Origin of the sequence: Nitrosopumilus zosterae (assembly GCF_025998175.1) — an archaeon.
In the GTDB taxonomy this organism is placed as follows: domain Archaea; phylum Thermoproteota; class Nitrososphaeria; order Nitrososphaerales; family Nitrosopumilaceae; genus Nitrosopumilus; species Nitrosopumilus zosterae.
This window is the reverse complement of the sequence record NZ_AP026695.1, coordinates 147,499-165,308: the sequence shown is the minus strand read 5'-3', so window position 1 is coordinate 165,308 and position 17,810 is coordinate 147,499. Positions and strand designations below refer to the sequence as shown.

Annotated in this window: 26 protein-coding genes; 11 read left to right on the top strand and 15 right to left on the bottom strand. The window is 31.4% G+C overall.

Going from position 1 to position 17,810, the window contains the following annotated elements:
• Positions 1-42 precede the first annotated feature (42 nt).
• Positions 43-366 (top strand): Lrp/AsnC family transcriptional regulator, encoded by a 324-nt coding sequence (locus tag OO712_RS00995; protein WP_263970084.1) that lies wholly within the window; start codon positions 43-45, stop codon positions 364-366.
• 2 nt (positions 367-368) lie between these two features.
• Positions 369-1,298, top strand: coding sequence for a heme o synthase (gene cyoE, locus OO712_RS00990; protein ID WP_109877411.1), 930 nt, complete (start codon positions 369-371; stop codon positions 1,296-1,298).
• On the opposite strand, the gene OO712_RS00985 is transcribed toward cyoE, so the two are convergent.
• Positions 1,293-1,502 carry a hypothetical protein gene (locus OO712_RS00985; RefSeq protein WP_109877412.1) on the bottom strand — a complete coding sequence of 70 codons (210 nt, stop codon included), beginning with the start codon at positions 1,500-1,502 and terminating at the stop codon, positions 1,293-1,295. The two genes, cyoE and OO712_RS00985, sit on opposite strands and share 6 nt — an antisense overlap.
• A gap of 319 nt (positions 1,503-1,821) precedes the next feature.
• Here OO712_RS00985 and OO712_RS00980 point away from each other — a divergent pair, with 319 nt between their 5' ends.
• Positions 1,822-2,298 (top strand): hypothetical protein, encoded by a 477-nt coding sequence (locus OO712_RS00980; protein WP_109877413.1) that lies wholly within the window; start codon positions 1,822-1,824, stop codon positions 2,296-2,298.
• Positions 2,299-2,327: 29 nt separating this feature from the next.
• Here the strand turns inward: OO712_RS00980 and OO712_RS00975 are convergent, their stop codons facing one another.
• Complete coding sequence (locus OO712_RS00975; protein ID WP_264953748.1) at positions 2,328-3,596, bottom strand: DUF5679 domain-containing protein; 1,269 nt, start codon at positions 3,594-3,596, stop codon at positions 2,328-2,330.
• Between the two features lie 119 nt (positions 3,597-3,715).
• Here OO712_RS00975 and OO712_RS00970 point away from each other — a divergent pair, with 119 nt between their 5' ends.
• Positions 3,716-4,099 carry a hypothetical protein gene (locus OO712_RS00970; RefSeq protein WP_109877424.1) on the top strand — a complete coding sequence of 128 codons (384 nt, stop codon included), beginning with the start codon at positions 3,716-3,718 and terminating at the stop codon, positions 4,097-4,099.
• Entirely contained in the window at positions 4,096-4,779 is a 684-nt protein-coding gene (locus tag OO712_RS00965) for a hypothetical protein (protein WP_109877425.1), read from the top strand. The genes OO712_RS00970 and OO712_RS00965 overlap by 4 nt, the downstream gene beginning before the upstream one ends.
• On the opposite strand, the gene OO712_RS00960 is transcribed toward OO712_RS00965, so the two are convergent.
• The gene (locus OO712_RS00960) at positions 4,780-5,445 is read right to left on the bottom strand and encodes a hypothetical protein (protein ID WP_109877426.1); all 666 of its coding nucleotides are present in this window, start codon (positions 5,443-5,445) and stop codon (positions 4,780-4,782) included.
• 143 nt (positions 5,446-5,588) lie between these two features.
• Between OO712_RS00960 and OO712_RS00955 the strand changes: the two genes are divergently transcribed.
• Positions 5,589-6,002 (top strand): hypothetical protein, encoded by a 414-nt coding sequence (locus OO712_RS00955; RefSeq protein WP_109877427.1) that lies wholly within the window; start codon positions 5,589-5,591, stop codon positions 6,000-6,002.
• A gap of 319 nt (positions 6,003-6,321) precedes the next feature.
• Here the strand turns inward: OO712_RS00955 and OO712_RS00950 are convergent, their stop codons facing one another.
• The 9 genes from OO712_RS00950 to OO712_RS00910 all read right to left on the bottom strand — a co-directional run bounded on the left by OO712_RS00950 (position 6,322) and on the right by OO712_RS00910 (position 11,735).
• A complete protein-coding gene (locus tag OO712_RS00950) occupies positions 6,322-6,732 on the bottom strand; it encodes a hypothetical protein (protein WP_109877428.1) in 411 nt (136 codons plus the stop codon).
• Positions 6,733-6,787: 55 nt separating this feature from the next.
• On the bottom strand, positions 6,788-7,276 hold the full coding sequence (locus tag OO712_RS00945) for an acyl-CoA thioesterase (RefSeq protein WP_109877429.1): 489 nt from the start codon (positions 7,274-7,276) through the stop codon (positions 6,788-6,790).
• Between the two features lie 56 nt (positions 7,277-7,332).
• Positions 7,333-8,664 carry a UbiD family decarboxylase gene (locus OO712_RS00940; RefSeq protein ID WP_109877430.1) on the bottom strand — a complete coding sequence of 444 codons (1,332 nt, stop codon included), beginning with the start codon at positions 8,662-8,664 and terminating at the stop codon, positions 7,333-7,335.
• Positions 8,657-8,998 carry a hypothetical protein gene (locus tag OO712_RS00935; RefSeq protein ID WP_109877431.1) on the bottom strand — a complete coding sequence of 114 codons (342 nt, stop codon included), beginning with the start codon at positions 8,996-8,998 and terminating at the stop codon, positions 8,657-8,659. The genes OO712_RS00940 and OO712_RS00935 overlap by 8 nt, the downstream gene beginning before the upstream one ends.
• A gap of 17 nt (positions 8,999-9,015) precedes the next feature.
• Positions 9,016-9,486 (bottom strand): hypothetical protein, encoded by a 471-nt coding sequence (locus tag OO712_RS00930; RefSeq protein WP_109877432.1) that lies wholly within the window; start codon positions 9,484-9,486, stop codon positions 9,016-9,018.
• A gap of 339 nt (positions 9,487-9,825) precedes the next feature.
• A complete protein-coding gene (locus tag OO712_RS00925; RefSeq protein ID WP_200829099.1) occupies positions 9,826-10,389 on the bottom strand; it encodes a hypothetical protein in 564 nt (187 codons plus the stop codon).
• A gap of 120 nt (positions 10,390-10,509) precedes the next feature.
• The gene (locus OO712_RS00920) at positions 10,510-10,836 is read right to left on the bottom strand and encodes a hypothetical protein (protein WP_109877434.1); all 327 of its coding nucleotides are present in this window, start codon (positions 10,834-10,836) and stop codon (positions 10,510-10,512) included.
• An 87-nt stretch (positions 10,837-10,923) separates the two neighbouring features.
• Positions 10,924-11,265 (bottom strand): nascent polypeptide-associated complex protein, encoded by a 342-nt coding sequence (locus OO712_RS00915; protein WP_109877435.1) that lies wholly within the window; start codon positions 11,263-11,265, stop codon positions 10,924-10,926.
• Positions 11,262-11,735: a PUA domain-containing protein gene (locus tag OO712_RS00910; RefSeq protein ID WP_109877436.1), complete on the bottom strand. Its 474-nt coding sequence runs from the start codon at positions 11,733-11,735 to the stop codon at positions 11,262-11,264. The genes OO712_RS00915 and OO712_RS00910 overlap by 4 nt, the downstream gene beginning before the upstream one ends.
• A 90-nt stretch (positions 11,736-11,825) precedes the next feature.
• Here OO712_RS00910 and OO712_RS00905 point away from each other — a divergent pair, with 90 nt between their 5' ends.
• From OO712_RS00905 to OO712_RS00885, 5 genes are all read left to right on the top strand, one after another.
• Positions 11,826-12,872: a phosphate signaling complex PhoU family protein gene (locus OO712_RS00905; RefSeq protein WP_109877437.1), complete on the top strand. Its 1,047-nt coding sequence runs from the start codon at positions 11,826-11,828 to the stop codon at positions 12,870-12,872.
• 25 nt (positions 12,873-12,897) lie between these two features.
• Positions 12,898-14,019: a GTPase HflX gene (hflX, locus tag OO712_RS00900; RefSeq protein WP_109877438.1), complete on the top strand. Its 1,122-nt coding sequence runs from the start codon at positions 12,898-12,900 to the stop codon at positions 14,017-14,019.
• Complete coding sequence (locus tag OO712_RS00895) at positions 14,009-14,542, top strand: TrmH family RNA methyltransferase (RefSeq protein WP_109877439.1); 534 nt, start codon at positions 14,009-14,011, stop codon at positions 14,540-14,542. Before hflX ends, OO712_RS00895 begins: the two co-directional genes overlap by 11 nt.
• Positions 14,543-14,568: 26 nt before the next feature.
• Positions 14,569-15,084 carry a transcription factor gene (locus OO712_RS00890; protein WP_109877440.1) on the top strand — a complete coding sequence of 172 codons (516 nt, stop codon included), beginning with the start codon at positions 14,569-14,571 and terminating at the stop codon, positions 15,082-15,084.
• A gap of 82 nt (positions 15,085-15,166) precedes the next feature.
• Positions 15,167-16,558, top strand: a complete 1,392-nt coding sequence (locus OO712_RS00885) for an NAD-dependent succinate-semialdehyde dehydrogenase (RefSeq protein WP_109877643.1) — start codon at positions 15,167-15,169, stop codon at positions 16,556-16,558.
• A 1-nt stretch (position 16,559) separates the two neighbouring features.
• Here OO712_RS00885 and OO712_RS00880 read toward each other — a convergent pair whose 3' ends face one another.
• The 3 genes from OO712_RS00880 to OO712_RS00870 form a co-directional block, all read right to left on the bottom strand.
• Positions 16,560-16,862 (bottom strand): hypothetical protein, encoded by a 303-nt coding sequence (locus OO712_RS00880; protein WP_109877441.1) that lies wholly within the window; start codon positions 16,860-16,862, stop codon positions 16,560-16,562.
• A gap of 2 nt (positions 16,863-16,864) precedes the next feature.
• The gene (locus OO712_RS00875) at positions 16,865-17,422 is read right to left on the bottom strand and encodes a hemerythrin domain-containing protein (RefSeq protein ID WP_109877442.1); all 558 of its coding nucleotides are present in this window, start codon (positions 17,420-17,422) and stop codon (positions 16,865-16,867) included.
• 97 nt (positions 17,423-17,519) lie between these two features.
• Positions 17,520-17,777, bottom strand: coding sequence for a hypothetical protein (locus OO712_RS00870; protein WP_109877443.1), 258 nt, complete (start codon positions 17,775-17,777; stop codon positions 17,520-17,522).
• Positions 17,778-17,810: the final 33 nt, after the last annotated feature.

Genomic DNA, 17,810 nt, shown 5'->3' with positions numbered 1-17,810 from the left:
TCAGTGGTATATTCACGAATCAAAAGATTAGTTAAAAGAAAATTGATTGAACGTTTTACTATTGATGTAAATGATGCTGAACTTGGGTATAATGTAAAAGCATTAACTGGGATTAACATGGATACAAAAAATCGCGATCACATTATAGAAGAATTATTCAAAATAGATGGAGTAAGAGAAGTAGCTGAAGTTACAGGAAGATTTGACATTTTAGTAACTATGTATTCAAAATCATTAGATCAGATGCATAAAATGATCTCAGAGCGAATTGGTAGAATTGAAGGAATACAGTCTTCAGAATCATTTATTGAGATGAAATCACGAATGAAAGCAATGCCATATATGCCATCAAAGGGTAGTGACTAGTATTGCAAAAGCAAAAATCTGAATCAAGAGTTGCCGTATATTATGAATTAACAAAGCCAAAGATCTGGTATTTACTTGTCTTTACTGCATTTGGTGCAGCATTAACAGCATCTAATATTTATGATATTGAAATTTCTCCTGCAACTTGGTTGCTAATGTTGTTTTCAGTTGCAGCAGGCTCTGCCGCTGCTAATACTTTAACAAATTATCATGATAGGGATATTGATGCTATTATGGAAAGAACAAAGGGTAGGCCACTTCCATCAAAAAGGATCTATCCTGCTGAAAAAGCAAGAAATTTTGGATTAGTATTAGCAGGCATATCATTAGTTTTAGCATTTGGAATTTCTTTTACTACTACTTTAGAACAAGGTGCATGGGCAACTGCATTTATTGCATTTGGCTTAGTAAATAATATTCTAGTTTACTCTTATGCGCTAAAACGAAATTCAAGAACCAATATAATTTTAGGAGGTTTGTGTGGAGGTTCACCTCCAATGATTGGTTGGGTAGCTGTAAGTATGTCAGATTTATGGACGATGGGTTTAGCAATGGCAGGATTAGTGTTTATTTGGATTCCAATGCACATATGGGCTTTGACATTACATTTCAAGGATGATTATAACAAAGTAAATGTTCCGATGCTAACTGCAGTTCAATCAGAAAAGACATCTGCAAGAGCAATTGCAGGATCAACTGTAATCATGGTATTATTTTCAATTGCGCCATTTTTCATTACTACTGAAAGTGGAGATTCAATGGTAGGTAGTGTATATCTATGGACTGCGATTGTATCAGGCGCATTAATGATTGCTTTGTCAATATGGGTAATTGTAAAGCCTATGGAGAAAGCTTCATGGACTTTGTTCAAATTTTCTAGTCCATATTTGGCAGTATTGTTTATTGCACTAATGGTAGATTCTGCTCTATAAAATACTGCTATTCTCATCTAGACTGTTAAGCTCTTTTGTTATCGTTGAATGCTTTTCCACTATTGATTCCAGTTCATTTTGAAGCTCTCTGGAATTCCATTTTGAACTAATTAAAGAAGTCAGTTTTGCAATGGCACTCCATTGAAGATTATTTTGCTCATCAATTAATTCTAAAAATCGCTTTCCTTTCTCATCGTCGTTCATATTTTTTCGATATTACGCAATGATAAAAAGTTAGCAGTGGTAATGACATAATTTCAAAGTTTTATTACTGATCAGGAGGTATTTTTCGTATTGAAATGTAGTATCTCAGAGTGCAAACAAAAAGCATTAGAGACAATCAGTATAAGTTTTCGAGAAACTAGAAATCTTTGTAGAGAGCACTACGAATTATTTAAAAATAAAGATAAAAAGCATGCTCCAAAATTTACCAAAGCATCAAAATTTTAACGAAGATTGAATGATTTTTTTCTAATCCTAAAATTATTGAAAGATTTAACATCTACTATTTTTTAAACAGGATATGGCTGTAAAGAAAAAAGCAACTGCTAAAAAAAAGCCAGTAAAAAAGGTAGATTCCAAGGCAAAAAAACAAGTAAAATCAGCATCATCAAAAAAACCAGAATTTGAAAAAGCATGGAAAGAATACAATGCTGCATTAAATGGATGGAAAGAATCTCTTGCTCAATGGCAAAAAGCCACCAATGAAACTCTAATGACTTATCATGATGCATGTCAAAAAGCATTAGAATCCGATGCAGAATTGTTAAAAAAAGTAAGTTCAAGTTGGGAAAATACTTGGGAAGAAATTGGACCACAATACATCAAACAACAAACAAAGATGATTGAAAGCATTTTCAAGGAGACAAATATTGAATCGATAAAGAAATTTAATGAACAGTGGGAGAAATTTCTTTCAACATCTGGAGATGATTCAATTGCAGCATATCAGGAAGCCATTAAAAAATTCAATCAGGCATGGCAATCAGGTCAAGTATAATTTAAACAAGTTTAGAATTTAGAAATAATTTAATTTTTTTTCATTTTTATGATTCTGAAAACTTTACATTTACAAACAGTACATACTCCACGTACTGCTGGTCTACCATTTTTCATTACAGTTTCTTCAGGATTTTCAATATTTCTTTTTGTTTTACATTTTACACAATAAGCATCAAGTGAATTAGATTCAAGAGTTTTTTCAATTGTTGAGTTATGAAGTTTTTTCTCAATATTATCAAGTTTTTGATTTTGTTTTTGTAAAGTATGAATTATTTTTTGTTCAATATTTGTGTCTTCAGGTTTTTCGGATTCCCTAATTTTAGGAATTTGTTTAGATGATTTATCTAAAGATAAATTTAGATTAGATGACAATATATTTTCTAATTCATCAATTTGTTGTTGGAGATCATTTAATTGAGTTAATTGTTCTGGTGTTACTTCATCTTCTTCTGGTTCTGTGATTGGTTCTTGATGTGATTCTAATTGTTCAATTTGTGTTTCTAATTGTTCTAATCTAGCTAATTGTTCTGGTGTTGCTTCATCTTCTTCTGGTTCTGTGATTGGTTCTGGTGCAAGATCTAATTCTTGGGGAAGCTCTTCTGTGGAATCTTTCGGTAATGAACCTCTAGGACTGGGAAGAGTTTCTGGTTCTGTGATTGGTTCTGGTGCAAGATCTAATTCTTGTGGAAGCTCTTCTGTGGAATCTTTCGGTAATGAACCTCTAGGACTGGGAAGAGTTTCTGGTTCTGTGATTGGTTCTGGTGCAAGATCTAATTCTTGTGGAAGCTCTTCTGTGGAATCTTTCGGTAATGAACCTCTAGGACTGGGAAGAGTTTCTGGTTCTGTGATTGGTTCTTGATGTGATTCTAATTGTTCAATTTGTGTTTCTAATTGTTCTAATCTAGCTAATTGTTCCGGTGTTGCTTCATCTTCTTCTGGTTCTGTGATTGGTTCTTGATGTGATTCTAATTGTTCGGAAAAATCAGATTTAGGAATCAATAATTCTTGTATATCTCCAAGATAATCTAATTTTACTTTATTTCCGTCAATTCGTAGATACGGAGTACCGCTAATTGAGAATGTTTTAATTTTATGTCCTTTTTTCCAGGAATTTTTCCCATTGTAAATTGTAATGTAGAGTAAACCATTCTTAATATCAGAAGCAATAGTCAAACGATCTATGGACTTACCTTCTGTAATTCCTTGTTCAGTTTCTTGATGACGGATTGCAACAGAGATCAAATGATCTGAGTCATAACTGACTTTAGAAATTAAATAGTCAGCCCATTTATCCATTATAAAAAATAATGATTGATTTCTAGTAAATAAGCAATTTTAATCAATAAAATTTGGAGGAACTATATGTATATGATAAAAATAAGATTATAATTGGTTTAGGACTCCTCCATTATTAGATGGAAATATCAATAGAACCATGGAAAAAATTGATAATTCATGAGGTGATTGAATACAAATTTGATGATTGGGTAAAGCAAATAGCGTTTAGTACAAGATCATCTGGTGGAGGAATTCCGACAATGCAATGGACAAACGGAATTGTTTTTTCTCCAGCGAATTTCCCTACAACAAATGTCACTGCTGAAGAACAATTAAGAGGAATTCTTCATTGGTCATCAGTATCTTTTGCAATTAAAGAAAAATTTGAAAAACAAATTGTGAAAGAAAATGCAACCATAAATCTAGTAGATGTAAGTGTCAATGAAATTTTTAAAGAATTAGCAGCAAGTTTAAAGAAGCAATCAAAATATGTAAACCTAGAATCTGGCAAAGATCAATGAATATTGAAGAACAGATAAGAGATTGTGAAGTTTGTGTTAAACAGATTAAACAGTATGACCCAGATCCATTTTATGTAAATCATTTTTTTAATGGATTCATTAATTCGGTAAGTAATACTTATGATGGTATTTTTGAAGAAGCAAATAGAGATTTTGGATTATTCATTTCAGAAAAAATTTCCCTAGAGAAATTTCATGAAAAAGCAAGAAAGAAAAACGATCAAAATGCAATCAAATTTTTCCAGTGGTTTTTACAGAAATATGAATATGAACATGGAAACCCATATCCAAATTTTATAAAAAAAATATGTCAATGTAAGATTAAATCAGAAAGAATTCCTAAGATCAAGATAATGATTAGAGCATCTGACCGCTACGAAGATGATATTAATCAACAAATCAAAGTTAATTTAAGTAATGAAAAATTACGTTCTAAAGAAGAATTAGATATAGAAGTAAAAAGACAATTACCAGTATTTTTAGAAATTATTAATCATAAAAGAAATGAAAAGAATGAACCTAAAGTAGGTAAAAATCAAATTAATGTATCAACATTTTTAGATATTGAAAATCATAAAGATATTGAAATTGCATACGCTGCTGAAATATACATTCCTGTAATGAGACGATTAGTTGAAGAATCAAGGAAAAAAATTAAAGAATTAACAACATGGAAATAGTTAAGTTGAAAAGCCAAAAATATGTGGATTTTTCTTGATTTTAATAATAGGCAAATATGAAAATCCGTGCTCTATACTATTAGAAAATTCTGGTTCTTTTCCTAGATTCCCTTGATATTTTATAAAATGTTTTGAAGGTTCAGAATATAATTTAACATAATTGAAATTATAATAGACTTCATCCATTTCTAATGAAGTAATGTATCCTATTACCCAAGATTCTTTGTGTTGGAGTGCATATAGAGTAAGATTAGATTCATCTGGAAATTCAGGATTATATGTTAATCTAGCTAAACTTCCTAAATCTCGTACTTGAATTGGATGGAATACATCAGATATTTTTTTTGATTCTGCTGGTAAAGGGGAAATTTCTGATTCCATATGAACAATTGGTGCATAATTTGAGATATTTTTTGTAGATTCAACAACATCACAAATTTCCTTATCTCCGTTAACTCGATATGAAACGTATCTTCCAAATTTGGGTAAAGGGGCATAAAAAATCAACAAAGTATTTGCAAGAGTCAAACTACTTGAAATAATTCTAGAACCTTTGAATTCTTGAGAGTATACTCTTCTAGGATATTCTTGAAAGGCACAAACGTATCTTGCTAAATCATCAAAACTAGATAATTCAATAAAGCATTCATTCTGAGTAATCTCCATCAACAAAATTCGGACTAGATCAGTTTTATTCTTTTGAAATCATACTTAACCGAGTTTTATTACATATGTTTTGGTAGCCAATAGTTACCAACAATTACCAATAATTACCAATAGTATATATATCAGTATCAAAATGTTATCGTATGAGTACACAAACTCAATCAAACAATGTATATTCAATGTACAAGCAAAATGTCCAAAAATACTTTGAAAATATTTCAAAAATCATCCCACAGTATTTTCAAGCCATGACACAATTGCAAGAAGAATGTATGAAAACTTGTGAGAAAACGATTAATGCATCTGTATCTGTACAACAAGAATTTGCAAAAAAGACTGGAATTATTTCAGATGTTCCTGATGCTACAAAAACTGCAATTATTGATACAAACAAGCAAATTGTTCAAGCAAGTACAGTAAACAATCAATTAGTTAAAACAACAATTGATGCAACTGTTCAAAACATCAAAACATTCAATGATAACATAAACGCATTTGCTGAATTGAATAAAAACACAATTCAATCTTGGATTAATCCTATCACACAAAAAAACTAGTGTGTGATTGGTTTTCTTTTTTATATTTTACTTTAATCTAGAAATTCAGTACACATGACCTAGAAATAATATTAATGATTTTTAAAAAATTGACAGCATATTTCAAAGTTTTAAAATATGATGAATTTTTTTAGATTTTGTTCACCAAAGTATTCTATTATAAAATGAAAAATAATCAGTTTACCAAAAACTACCATTTAGATTAATGCTAAATGGGTTAACCAAGAGAAGACAGATAATTTGTTACTTCAAAAGCAGTCATTATCTCTATAGCAATACAACTACAAAAAAAGAATAATTTTTCTCTCGATTCAATGAATTAAGATTTTGGCCACATGGAACTCCAGGTTTCAGCGAATTTCTTCATCATTTCACCATAAGCATTCATTTGTTCTAATCCAGATGAACTGAAAGCCTTTTGCCAGTTTTCGGTAAATTGTTTGAAAGTGGAAGTATTTGAATCATTTAATACTTTTTGCCAGTTTTCGGTAAATTCTTTGAAAGAATTCATTCCAGCATCAGCCATTGATTTTTGCCAGTTTTCGGTAAACAGTTTCATGGTTTCAGTACTAGATTCAATAGTTGCTTTGTCCCATACTTGGTTGAATTTTTCTTGCATGTCACTACTAGCTTTTTGAATTTGTTCATAAACAGTTTTCCAGTTGTCAAGTGCTTTTGTGTATTCTTGCCATAAGGAATCCCATTCATTGTTTTTTTCTTGTTCGGACAATAACTAAAGATAATTTTTGTTATTCTTAAATGGATCTATAGAAATTAAGAGAAGTTTATTTTTGACGCTTTTTTAGGCGTTTTTCCATTCTGAGTTTACCTTCCTCAAATTTGGTTCTATCCTCATCTGTTTTGAGAGCTAATTTTGGAACATGTGTTGGTTTTCCATTTTTATCTAGAGCTACAAATGTAACAAAAGCAGTTCCAGTTAGAGTCCTTATTCCTGTTACAATATCCTCAGCTTCGGCTTTTACTTCAATTTCCATTGAGGAGTTATGTACATAGTTAATTCTTGCATTTAATTTGAGAACATTTCCTACAAATACCGGCTTTAGAAAATTGACACTATCCATAGACACAGTAACAGCATTTGATTGAGAATGTCGTTGAGCAACAATTCCTGCAACCATGTCAATATGTTTTAGAATTTCACCACCAAACACATTTCCTGCAGGGTTTGCGTCAGAAGGAAACATTCTAACTATTACTTCTGCATGTGATTCTGAGGGACTTTTTTCACGTAGTTGGGAATTTTTAGAAGACATATCTTTGATTTAATATGATCTTTTATTCATCCAATTTAATTTAATCAGTTTAATGATTATTTGATATATTTTTCTAGATTGATTTTATTGATTTTTGGGATTTTAGCTAATTCAAAGCCCTCTGGACGTTTAGAAAGAGGGCGGGTTGCATCAATTCCCATTTTAGCAGTTTGTAATTTCTTTTGATTACTTGAAGGATCAAGGCTTGAGCCACGAACTTTCTTAAGAATCATTAAATCTTTATCAGCTTGAAATCTTGTAGCCATAGCATACTCTACTGATTCTGCATTAGTAGGATCAATGTCTTCATCAACTACAGTTACTTGCTTTAATGAACGATGTGAAGCAAATGTTTTTTTAATTATTTTTTTAGGATCAGAATCACTTTTCTTTTTAATTTGTACAACTGCATGTAGCCAATTACATCCACCATTAGTCATAGAAACTTGGAGTGTTTGAGGAAATGCTTTTTTTAATTCACCATTTAGCTTAGATTCAATTGGCATTCCCATCAGTAATCTATGTTCAGAATATCCAGATAGAACATCATGGAAAATAGGATTGGTTCTAAAGTATAAATTTTCAAGTTCAAAAACAGGCTGAGATCTTTTATGATCATATGTTTGAAGCATTTCAACCATCCATTCAGGATGAGTTTTGTCGCGAAGAATTTTTCCTTCCATTACAATTTCTGAACCTGACGGTACATTCAACCCTGAAAAAGGAAGTTTCGTCAAAGTAAGTTTTCCGCCTAAAAGCGAATTTGCAATATCAATTTCATCTTGTCCCCATTCTGCTTGATATGCACCTGCAATCAAAATTGCTGGATGAACACCTACTGTGATTGCAATTTTAAGATCTTCTCCATGTTCTTTTGCGTCAATGAAACATCTATGAAGATGACGTCCTTCCACCATTCTAATTGTAAAATGAGTTTTATCAATTGGCATCATTCTATGAAATGAAGAATTTTGTTTTCCAGTTTCAGGATTTTTGGCATAAGCCACAGAAGATGTGATAAAAGGGCCAGATTCTTTTTCAAAATGAGTCACAATAGGCATAGAAAAGAGATTTTTTGACTTGTTTTCCAAGAATTGTCCTGAAGGAATAATTCTTGGATGTTTAGCGTTTTTAATTGCCGAAATAATTTTTGCATGTATATTATTTTCAGTCCCGCCCATTGCTAAAGCAAATCGTTTCCTAGTTCCCACTAAATTTGCAACTAAATGAAAATTGCTTTCTTTAATATTTTCAAACAATACAGCATGTGAACCATCAACTTTTGCAGTGATGCCGGCTATTTCGAATTTTGTCGAAACTTTTCTTTTTATTATTTTAAGATCGTTGATCTTTTTAATTTGAGAAATATAATTTCTTAAATCACTCATTCTCAATCATGTCCATAATTTCAGACATTAAGGCTTTTGCAGTATCAGTTTCTAATTCTTTTTGAACAAATACTGAGACTAGGGCAATTCCTCTCACCCTAGTACTAATTCGTTCAGCAACAAGTTTTAAAAAAAGAGAATCTGTTCTTGTGGGAATTACAGTAGTAGTGATAGGACTAGGTCCCGTAGCTAAAGAGGCAACAATAGAACCTATTTTTTTAACACCTTCAGTTATTGAAATAAAATAGCCATTTTCAAATTTTTGAATTTGTAAAAAGAAGTTACGGCTCTCCAAATTTACCGCTTTCTGGAAAAATCCATTTGGAGAGTTCAATAAGCTATGAACAAATCTTATGCTTTTATTGCTATTGATTCATTCTCGTGAGCAGATACAACTTCAACATCAGGATTCTTCTTGCAGTTATTTTCGTGTTTATCTGCATAAACAAATAATTTTTCACAATATTTGCATGGAGTTTTTTCTTTAGTTTTTGTTGCTACTTTGGATTTTGCTGCTTTAGCTTTTACAGTTTTTGATTTAGATTTTGTTTTTGGCTTTACTTCAACTTCAATTTCTTCTGGTTGAGTGTCAGCAACTGCTTTAGCTTCAATAGAATCAGCCTCAACTCTAGCTCGTAATTTTGCTTTGTACTTAAGATTACGTGGTTTTGTTCTTAATCTATATCCACAACATGGACACCAAAGTCCTTCCCATTTGATGAATATTTCACAAATTTGGCATCGACGTTGTCCTGAAGCATATCTTCCGGTTCCAACTGGCTTTTGAGCCTTATATCTAACACAAATTCCTTTACAAGTCATCTTGGTAGTATCTTATAGAATTCATAACTATATAAGGATGGATCGATAAAATCTATAAAAAAAACTAAAAAAGTTGCAAATATTTTTAATTATAATGCGATCATCAGTATTTGTTTCAAAAAAAAACTTGAAATCTCCAATAAATATGTATAGCTTATTTTATTTCGATATTTTTTGGAAAAATAACAACTGTCAATATAGTTGTTTAACAAAAAATTTCATTCTTTTTTCAAAAAAATATAAAAAATTCAAGAAATTATTATACTATCATAATTGTGTCAACGAAGTATTGATAAAATATAAAAATAGATAATTTAGAAAAACGAAATTTTTGAATGCTCAACCTGTCAAAGACAATGGTAAAATAGAATGTCTAAAACCATCACGTTGAGAGATATATTTTGCTGAAAGCATATCTCGTTTTCCTCGTTGATTGAAATTTTTAATTTTTAAACTAGTTTTCCGTTCATCAACAAATTCCAATTCAAAAGATGAACAAAATGTTAGATTCAACATAGAAACAATTTTTTTGGCAATGACCATATTTCCATTTCCAATTTTTATTATTTTCTGTTTTGCTCTAAGGCCTCCTAAAATTTGAATAATGTGAAAAACAAAGTCTTCAATCGATAAATGAAACGATCTCTCAATTTCTTGCCCATAATAAAATACAGATAAGCCTATTCGTTGTCCAGGATCAACACCTAAAATTAAAATTTCTTCCTCAAAATCTAGATTGAGTTTTTGCATCATTATTCCTCTAATCACAGTTGAAGGCTGTTCAAATATATCTTCATGAAATAATAGTTTTTTACATTTTTTGGGAGATTCTTTCCTAGTTGTAAATATTAGATGCCCCGAATAATCTAAAATTTCTTCTGGGAGAATAGAATCAAAAGACAATTGAAGCGTCTTAAGATAGGTTGAAAACCTATAGTAATGCTTACCATACGTAGTAGCAATTCCAATACGAGTATTAAGTAAGGGATCGATATTTTTTTGAATAAAATATGAAATTTAGGTTTATGCCTTCAAAACAGTTGACACTACATGTTTCACTGCTTCATCAAAATTGGCATCAATCGTGGATTGTATTTCAGATAATTTAGCATCACCTTCTTGAGCAATTCTTTGAGATTCAGAAGTTGCCTTTTCTTTAGATGCATTAATAATTACTTCAGCCTCTTTTGTGGCCATTTCTCTAGTTTTTTCTAATAATGAATCAATTTTAGACTGAGCCTTTAGATTCAGTTGTTTTTTCATGTCGCCTACTTTACTATTCAACGAATCTAGTTCATCTTCTAAAGCATTCAGAGATTTGATAATTCCCGTAACTTTGGATTCGGCCATACTACTCATTATACTCAAAATTTAATGAATCCATTACTTAAATCATTCATTTTTGGTTAGTTTTTAGGCATAAAAAACAAATAAAAATTATCCACTTGTCAAAAGCAAGATTGCTCGAGCAAGATCGCCTTCGGCCTCCTCTAAAGCATTTTTGGCCTTTTCTTCATCAACTCCAGCCTGTTGACTCACAAGTTGAATGTCCTCTTCCGAGAAAATTGGAACCTCCAATTCTCTTTCCTCATAGCTATCTGCAGTTACTGTAAAAATCGAATTATCTTTTGCTTTCATTTCAGTAACGGAGGGTTTTGTGATAATAATCTCTTTCTTGTCAGTTTTGATTATTACCTCTTGAACATTTGATAGCTCATTCATGTCTAGACCCATCTTATCCATCATTCTTCGCATTTCACGATTACCTCCTCGCATCATGATTCTATTGCCTCCTTTGGACTTTTTAAACTATCTCTGACCTTTATGGCCACACCTCTATTAAAATCAGAAATCATCTCATGGGACAAAACAGCCTTACCTACTGCAATCACTCTACCTTTGAACAATACAGGGGTATCAGCAGAAATTCTAACTTTATTTCCACACCACACTACATGTTTACAAAATACTGATTTTCCATCCATTACAAAAGGAGCAGCATCCTTGTTTATTTCCACACAATTTTCTTTGAATGTTTTACTTTTCAATAAAATTTGAGCAAAATAAGGACTGATTGCCAAGCCACCATCAATTCTCAAAGTACACAATAATTTTCCCTCATGCAAAACAGTTCGGATTCTTCCGGTCTTTCTAGAAAATATCATTTCAATATTTTTTGGTAAATATTTTGATACTCCATTTCCAAATAATGCATCAAGTGAATATTGGAGTTTGAGAACTTGATCCATATGCATAAAAGATCTTTTCTAAATATTAGTTCAATGCAAGACCATATTATAACTACTAAACTATATAGATAGGATTAATCTCTTTAGATTATGGAAGAAAGAGAAGAGACAAGGAAAATTCAATTTACAGGAAAATCATCATACATAGTTTCACTTCCAAAACAGTGGATAATGGAGTTGGGTCTTAAACAAGGCGATCAAATCAGGATGGTCAGAAAAGGCTCCTCAACATTAGAGCTTTATCCCCCAAAATTCGAATCACGTATCCAAAAAAAAGAGGATGCTGTAATAGAGATAGATATTGAAGAAGATGCATCTTCCATAATTAGAAAATTAATTTCGTTATATTTTCTAGGATTCAGGACAATTAATGTTAAACCAAAAAGCGGTAGACTAAGTCCCAATCAAAGGAATACAGTGAAAGAAGCAGTAAAGAGAATGCTTATGGGTTCAGAAATAATTTCTGATTCTAGTGGAGGAATTACAGTTCAGGTTCTTGTGAATTTGTTGGAATTGTCAGTGGATGGAGCATTCAAGCGGATGATACATTTGGCAAAATCAATGTCTAGTGATGCAATTTTAGCAGTAAAAGAAAACAATCTAGAACTAGCACAAGAAGTAATCAATACAGATGACGAAGTAGATAGATTTGGATTTTATATTATTAGACAATTAAAAATAGCAATCCAAAATGAACACATGCTAAAAGAGATGGGTTTTAGAAATGCCAGAAATTGCCTTGGGTATAGATTGGTTGTAAAAAATATTGAAAGAGCAGGAGATCATGCATCATTTATTGCATCTGATCTATTAGAATTTAAAAAACCAGTTAAGAAAGAGATTTTAGATAAGCTTCAAGATATGAATGAATTTTGTTTATCAGTATTAGATGATGCATGTTTAGCTTTATTCAAAGAAGATTATGTTCAAGCAGAAAAAACCATTGAGAAAACAAATGAAATTAGCAAATATGAGAAAAAAGTCAGAGATGCATCAAAATCATTAAAAGATGATGAGGAGTTTTATAGAGTAAGAAGAATGTCTGAAAATATTAGAAGAGTTTCAGAGTATGCGAGCGACATAGCAGAAATTGTTTTGAATATGAATATTGAAAAAGTACTGAAAAAAACGGAATAATAAAAAATTGGCTAAATGAAAAATAATGAAATCTGCAATTTTAATCACATATGACCAGGAAGATTCGATTAACGAGGCCAAAGGACTCTGTGATGCAGCAGGATACGAAGTAGTTCATATTATCCAGCAAGATTATCTTCAAAAACCAAAATACGGAATTAGTGGAGGAGTTTTAGAAAGATTAGAAGAGATAGCAGATAAGCTTAGGCCAGAGGTAATAATATTTGATGAAATTTTGAAACCAAGCCAAAATTACAATTTAGCTTCAGCCTTACATCGTGAAATTTTAGATAGAGAAGGATTAATTCTTGAAATCTTTGAAAGCAGGGCATCAAGTGCAGAATCAAAGTTGCAAGTTAAATTAGCCCAATTGAGATATGAGATGGCCAGAGCAAAAGAAAAAGTTCGTCTTGCAAATATGGGTGAGCAACCAGGGTTTATGGGTATTGGAAAATTTGAGGTGGATGTCTATTATAATGATATTAAACACAGAATGCAAACATTAAGATCTAAACTTGAAAAAGCAGGAAAACAAAGAGAACTTCACAGACAAGGACGAAAAAGACTTGGATTCAAGACCATTTCACTTGCGGGATATACATCTGCAGGAAAAACAACCTTGTTTAACAAAGTAACAGGCGAATCAAGAGCACAAAGCAAAGAACTGTTTACAACGCTTACAACAACTACACGGAGATTAACTATCAATCAAGAACCATTCTTAATTGCAGATACAGTTGGATTTATCAGTAAATTACCGGCATATATGATTGATGCATTCAAATCAACTTTAGAAGAACTAACATACACAGATATCATTCTGTTAGTAATAGACATTAGTGATTCTGTATTTGAATTGAAAAAGAAATTTTCCAGCTGCATGAGAACTTTAAGTGAATTAGGTGTTGAACAAGATAAAATAATTTATGTATTAAACAAAGATGATTTATTAAAACATGATGAGATAAATCGAAAAATCAATATTCTAAATTTAGCTGAAAACAAAAAAGTGATTTCAGTTTCTGCAAAAACAGGTAAAAATGTTAATGAATTGAAAAAATTAATCAAGAATATTACTATGAGTCAAAATTCATACAATTTCAATAGAAATTCATTTGAAGGAGTAAAAGAGACATTTGATAATTGAAGTTTTAAGAATTGGACAACGTCTTGTAAGAGACGATAGAGTCACCACACATGTTGCACTTGTTTCACGAGCATTTGGCGCAGAAAGAATTTTCATGAATGAAGTTAATCCAGAAATCAAAGATACTGTAGAAAAAATCAATAAAACATGGGGTGGGAAATTTGAAGTAGAATTTATTGATAAATGGAAAAATGTTGTAAAAAAGAAAAAGGAAGAAAATTTTAAAATCATTCATCTTTCAATGTATGGTCAAAACATCAATAATGTACAAGAGGAGCTTCAAAAGGAAAAAAATTTGCTAATTGTTGTAGGAGCTGAAAAAGTACCTAGAGAGATTTATGAATTGGCAGATTATAATGTAGGAATTGGTAGTCAACCGCATTCAGAGATTAGTGCCCTGGCAATTCTCTTAGATCGGATTCAAAAAGGCGGTCAGTTTGAGAAATACTTTGCAAATGCAAAAAGAAAGATCATACCCACTAAAAATGGCAAAAATGTACAAGTAGAAGAAACAAGGGATTAATAATAGAAAATCAGGAGTCATTAGAGTTGGTAGACAAATACGAAGATCCTTTTGTTAGAATAGCCTCCATGATAGGAGGGGATGAATACCTCAAAGTAGCAAGATCATTACTCAAAGCAGAAGATGCAACTGATGAAGAAATTGCAAGCTCTACTGGTCTTAGGATCAACATGGTAAGAAAAGTATTGTATGATTTGTTTGGAAAATCCTTAATCACTGGAATCAGAGTAAAAGATGAAAGAAAGGGGTGGTTTGTCTACAGATGGAGAACCAGAAGAGAAGAAGTAGAGCATTTTATTGAAAGCCAGAAAAAGAAAATTGAAGAGAGATTACAACAACGATTAGATTATGAAAATGCTTCAGACTTTTATCATTGTGGTAATGAAGACTGCCCCAGAGTTACATTTGAGAGTGCACTTGATGGAATGTTCAAATGCCCATCATGTGGAAGTGTTCTAAACCTAAAAAAGAATGATAAATCTAAAAAAGCATATTCAAAGAAAATTGATGAAATCAAGAAAGATATGCAGCAAACATTCTGATTTTAACTCAGATATACTAAATTTACAAAAAATATTGAAAAACGAGTTACAGATTAAATAGGAGAAATTCTTGGAAAAATCCTTGGGTCAAATAACTACAATAAATCCAGCAACAAGTGAAGAAATTAAAACATATGATACAATGGATAAAAATCAGGTATTTGCGTTAGTGGGAAAAGCAAGAAGAGCTTTTCCAGAATGGAAAAAAGATTATGAGAAACGCAGAAGTTATGTTTACAATTTAGTAGAATATCTTAAGAAGCACAAAACGGAACTTGCAAAAGTTGCAACAACTGAAATGGGAAAAGCTCTCAAAGAATCAATTGGAGAAGTTGAAAAATGTGCTTGGGCATTAGAGTTTTATGCAGATCATGGAGATAGTTTTCTCTCTGATGAAGTATTAAACACAGATGCAAGGAAAAGTTTTCTAACTTTTGAACCATTAGGAGTAATTGGTTCCATTATGCCCTGGAATTTTCCTTATTGGCAAGCATTAAGATTTGCAGCTCCATGTTTAATGGCTGGAAATGTGATTGTAATGAAACCATCTAGAGTAACTATGCAATCAGGAATTGAAATTGAGAAAGCATTTACTGAATCAGGAATGCCAGATGGAATTTATCAAACAATAGTTGGTAGTGTTGATTCTGCAAATCATCTTATTGATTCAGATGTTAATGCAGTAACTTTTACAGGAAGTACAAATGCTGGTGCAAAAGTTGGTGAAAGGGCTGCAAAAAATTTAAAAAAATGCGTATTAGAATTAGGAGGAAGTGATCCATTCATTGTATTAGATGATGCAATAATTGAAAAAGCTGCTGAAGGCGCAGTTAAAGGTAGATTCATCAATTGCGGTCAAAGTTGTGTAGCATCAAAGAGATTTTTTGTTGGAAAAAATATTGCAGAAGAATTTACTGAATTATTTATAAAAAATGCATCAAAACTCAAAGTAGGAGATCCTATGTCAATTGAAACAGATATTGGACCTATTTCAAATAAAGAAGGTTTAGAGACAATTTCTGGAATTGTAGAAGATGCAAAAGCAAAAGGTGCAGAAGTTCTTCTAGGAGGTTCAGAAATGGACGGAAAAGGATTCTTTTACAAACCAACAATTCTTAAAAACATAACATCAGATATGAGAATTGCAACTGAAGAAACATTTGGACCAGTTGCTCCAATTACAGTAGTTGAAAATGAAAGTGAGGCAATTAAATTAGCTAATGAGAGTGAATTTGGTTTAGGTGCAAGTATCTGGACAAAAGATCTTGCTAAAGCAGATAAAATGTCAAGAAGAATAGATTCAGGAATTGTAAGTGTAAATAATGTTGTAATTTCTGATCCTAGAATTCCATTTGGAGGAATAAAACATAGTGGATTTGGAAGGGAGTTATCAAGATATGGAATGCTTGAATTTGTGAATCTAAAATCAGTCAGATTTTATGACAATCTTACACATCATCATTATGTAGAGTAAATTACTCATTCATTTCACTAGATTCATCAAAATCTTCATCATCATCAAAATCTTCATCATCACATTCTTCAAGCTCAATATATGTAGGACTGCCATCTTCATCAAAGTAAATCTCAACACAAATATCCAAAGCCAAAGTATTGGCTAAAGTTTCAGCTAATTCCTTTGGAAAATTTCCTAATCTACTAGGATCCGAAGAATATCGATATTCTGTTATTTCATCTTCATGGTAGAAATCTAATTCAATGTCACCATTAGCAAATTTTCTAACTCCCATCACTTGACCAAATATGCTAGAAGACAAATCTAATTACCTTGTTCAGATACATCTTTTGAAAGATTTTCAGCTAATTTCTCATAATGTTCTCTAGATTTTCCCAAATCATTAAGTTGAGTTTTTTCTATTTCATTTAGCTCATCATCTACTTTTTTTGAAACATATTGTAATCGTGCTTCAGCCATCATGAATAATCTATTATTCTCTTTCCATAGATGTTCTGTTATATGTTCAACATATTGTTGCATATCGCTAATCAATTTTGTAGAATCTCCTGAAGAAAGATACTCTTTAGCTGATTCTTCCATTCTAGATCCAATTTCTCTGGAACGTTGATGATCAATTAACATCATAGCTACAGGACCCATATTACTCGGCATTCCAGCTTGTTCTAATGCAGGAAATAGAGATTTTTCTTCTTTAGTATGATGACAAACATCAGTAAAATTTTTTGAAAAATCAATTACAGGAAGTAAAATTGATTCTGGAATTTGTTTATTGTCATTTAGTAATTGAATTGTAGATTCCATTGCTTTGACGACTTTTTCTATCAAATCATGATCGCGTCTTAACGATGCTGTAGACATGATAATTTTGAATAAAATCCAATATCTATATCTTATTTATTTTAAAAAATAATTAAAAGATGGAAATTAGTTAACGATAAATCGTTAACAAATCAGTTTAACGATTAGAGAGGCTCTTTGATTTTACAAATGCCCAAATCTTTTTGGTCATTTCACTTGGAGCAATTGGTTTATTTCCAAATACTTGTTCTACAGTTTCTTTACGACCTGCAAAACTAATTGCATATCCACCAAATGCTGGTTTTTTTGTGTTTGATTTAGTAGCCTTCTTTTTTGGTGCGGCCTTCTTTTTTGGTGCGGCCTTCTTTTTTGTTGTAGTTTTTCTTTTTGTTGTAGCTTTCTTTTTTACTGCCAATTTCTTGTAATTTTATTTCAAAGAAAGTATAAT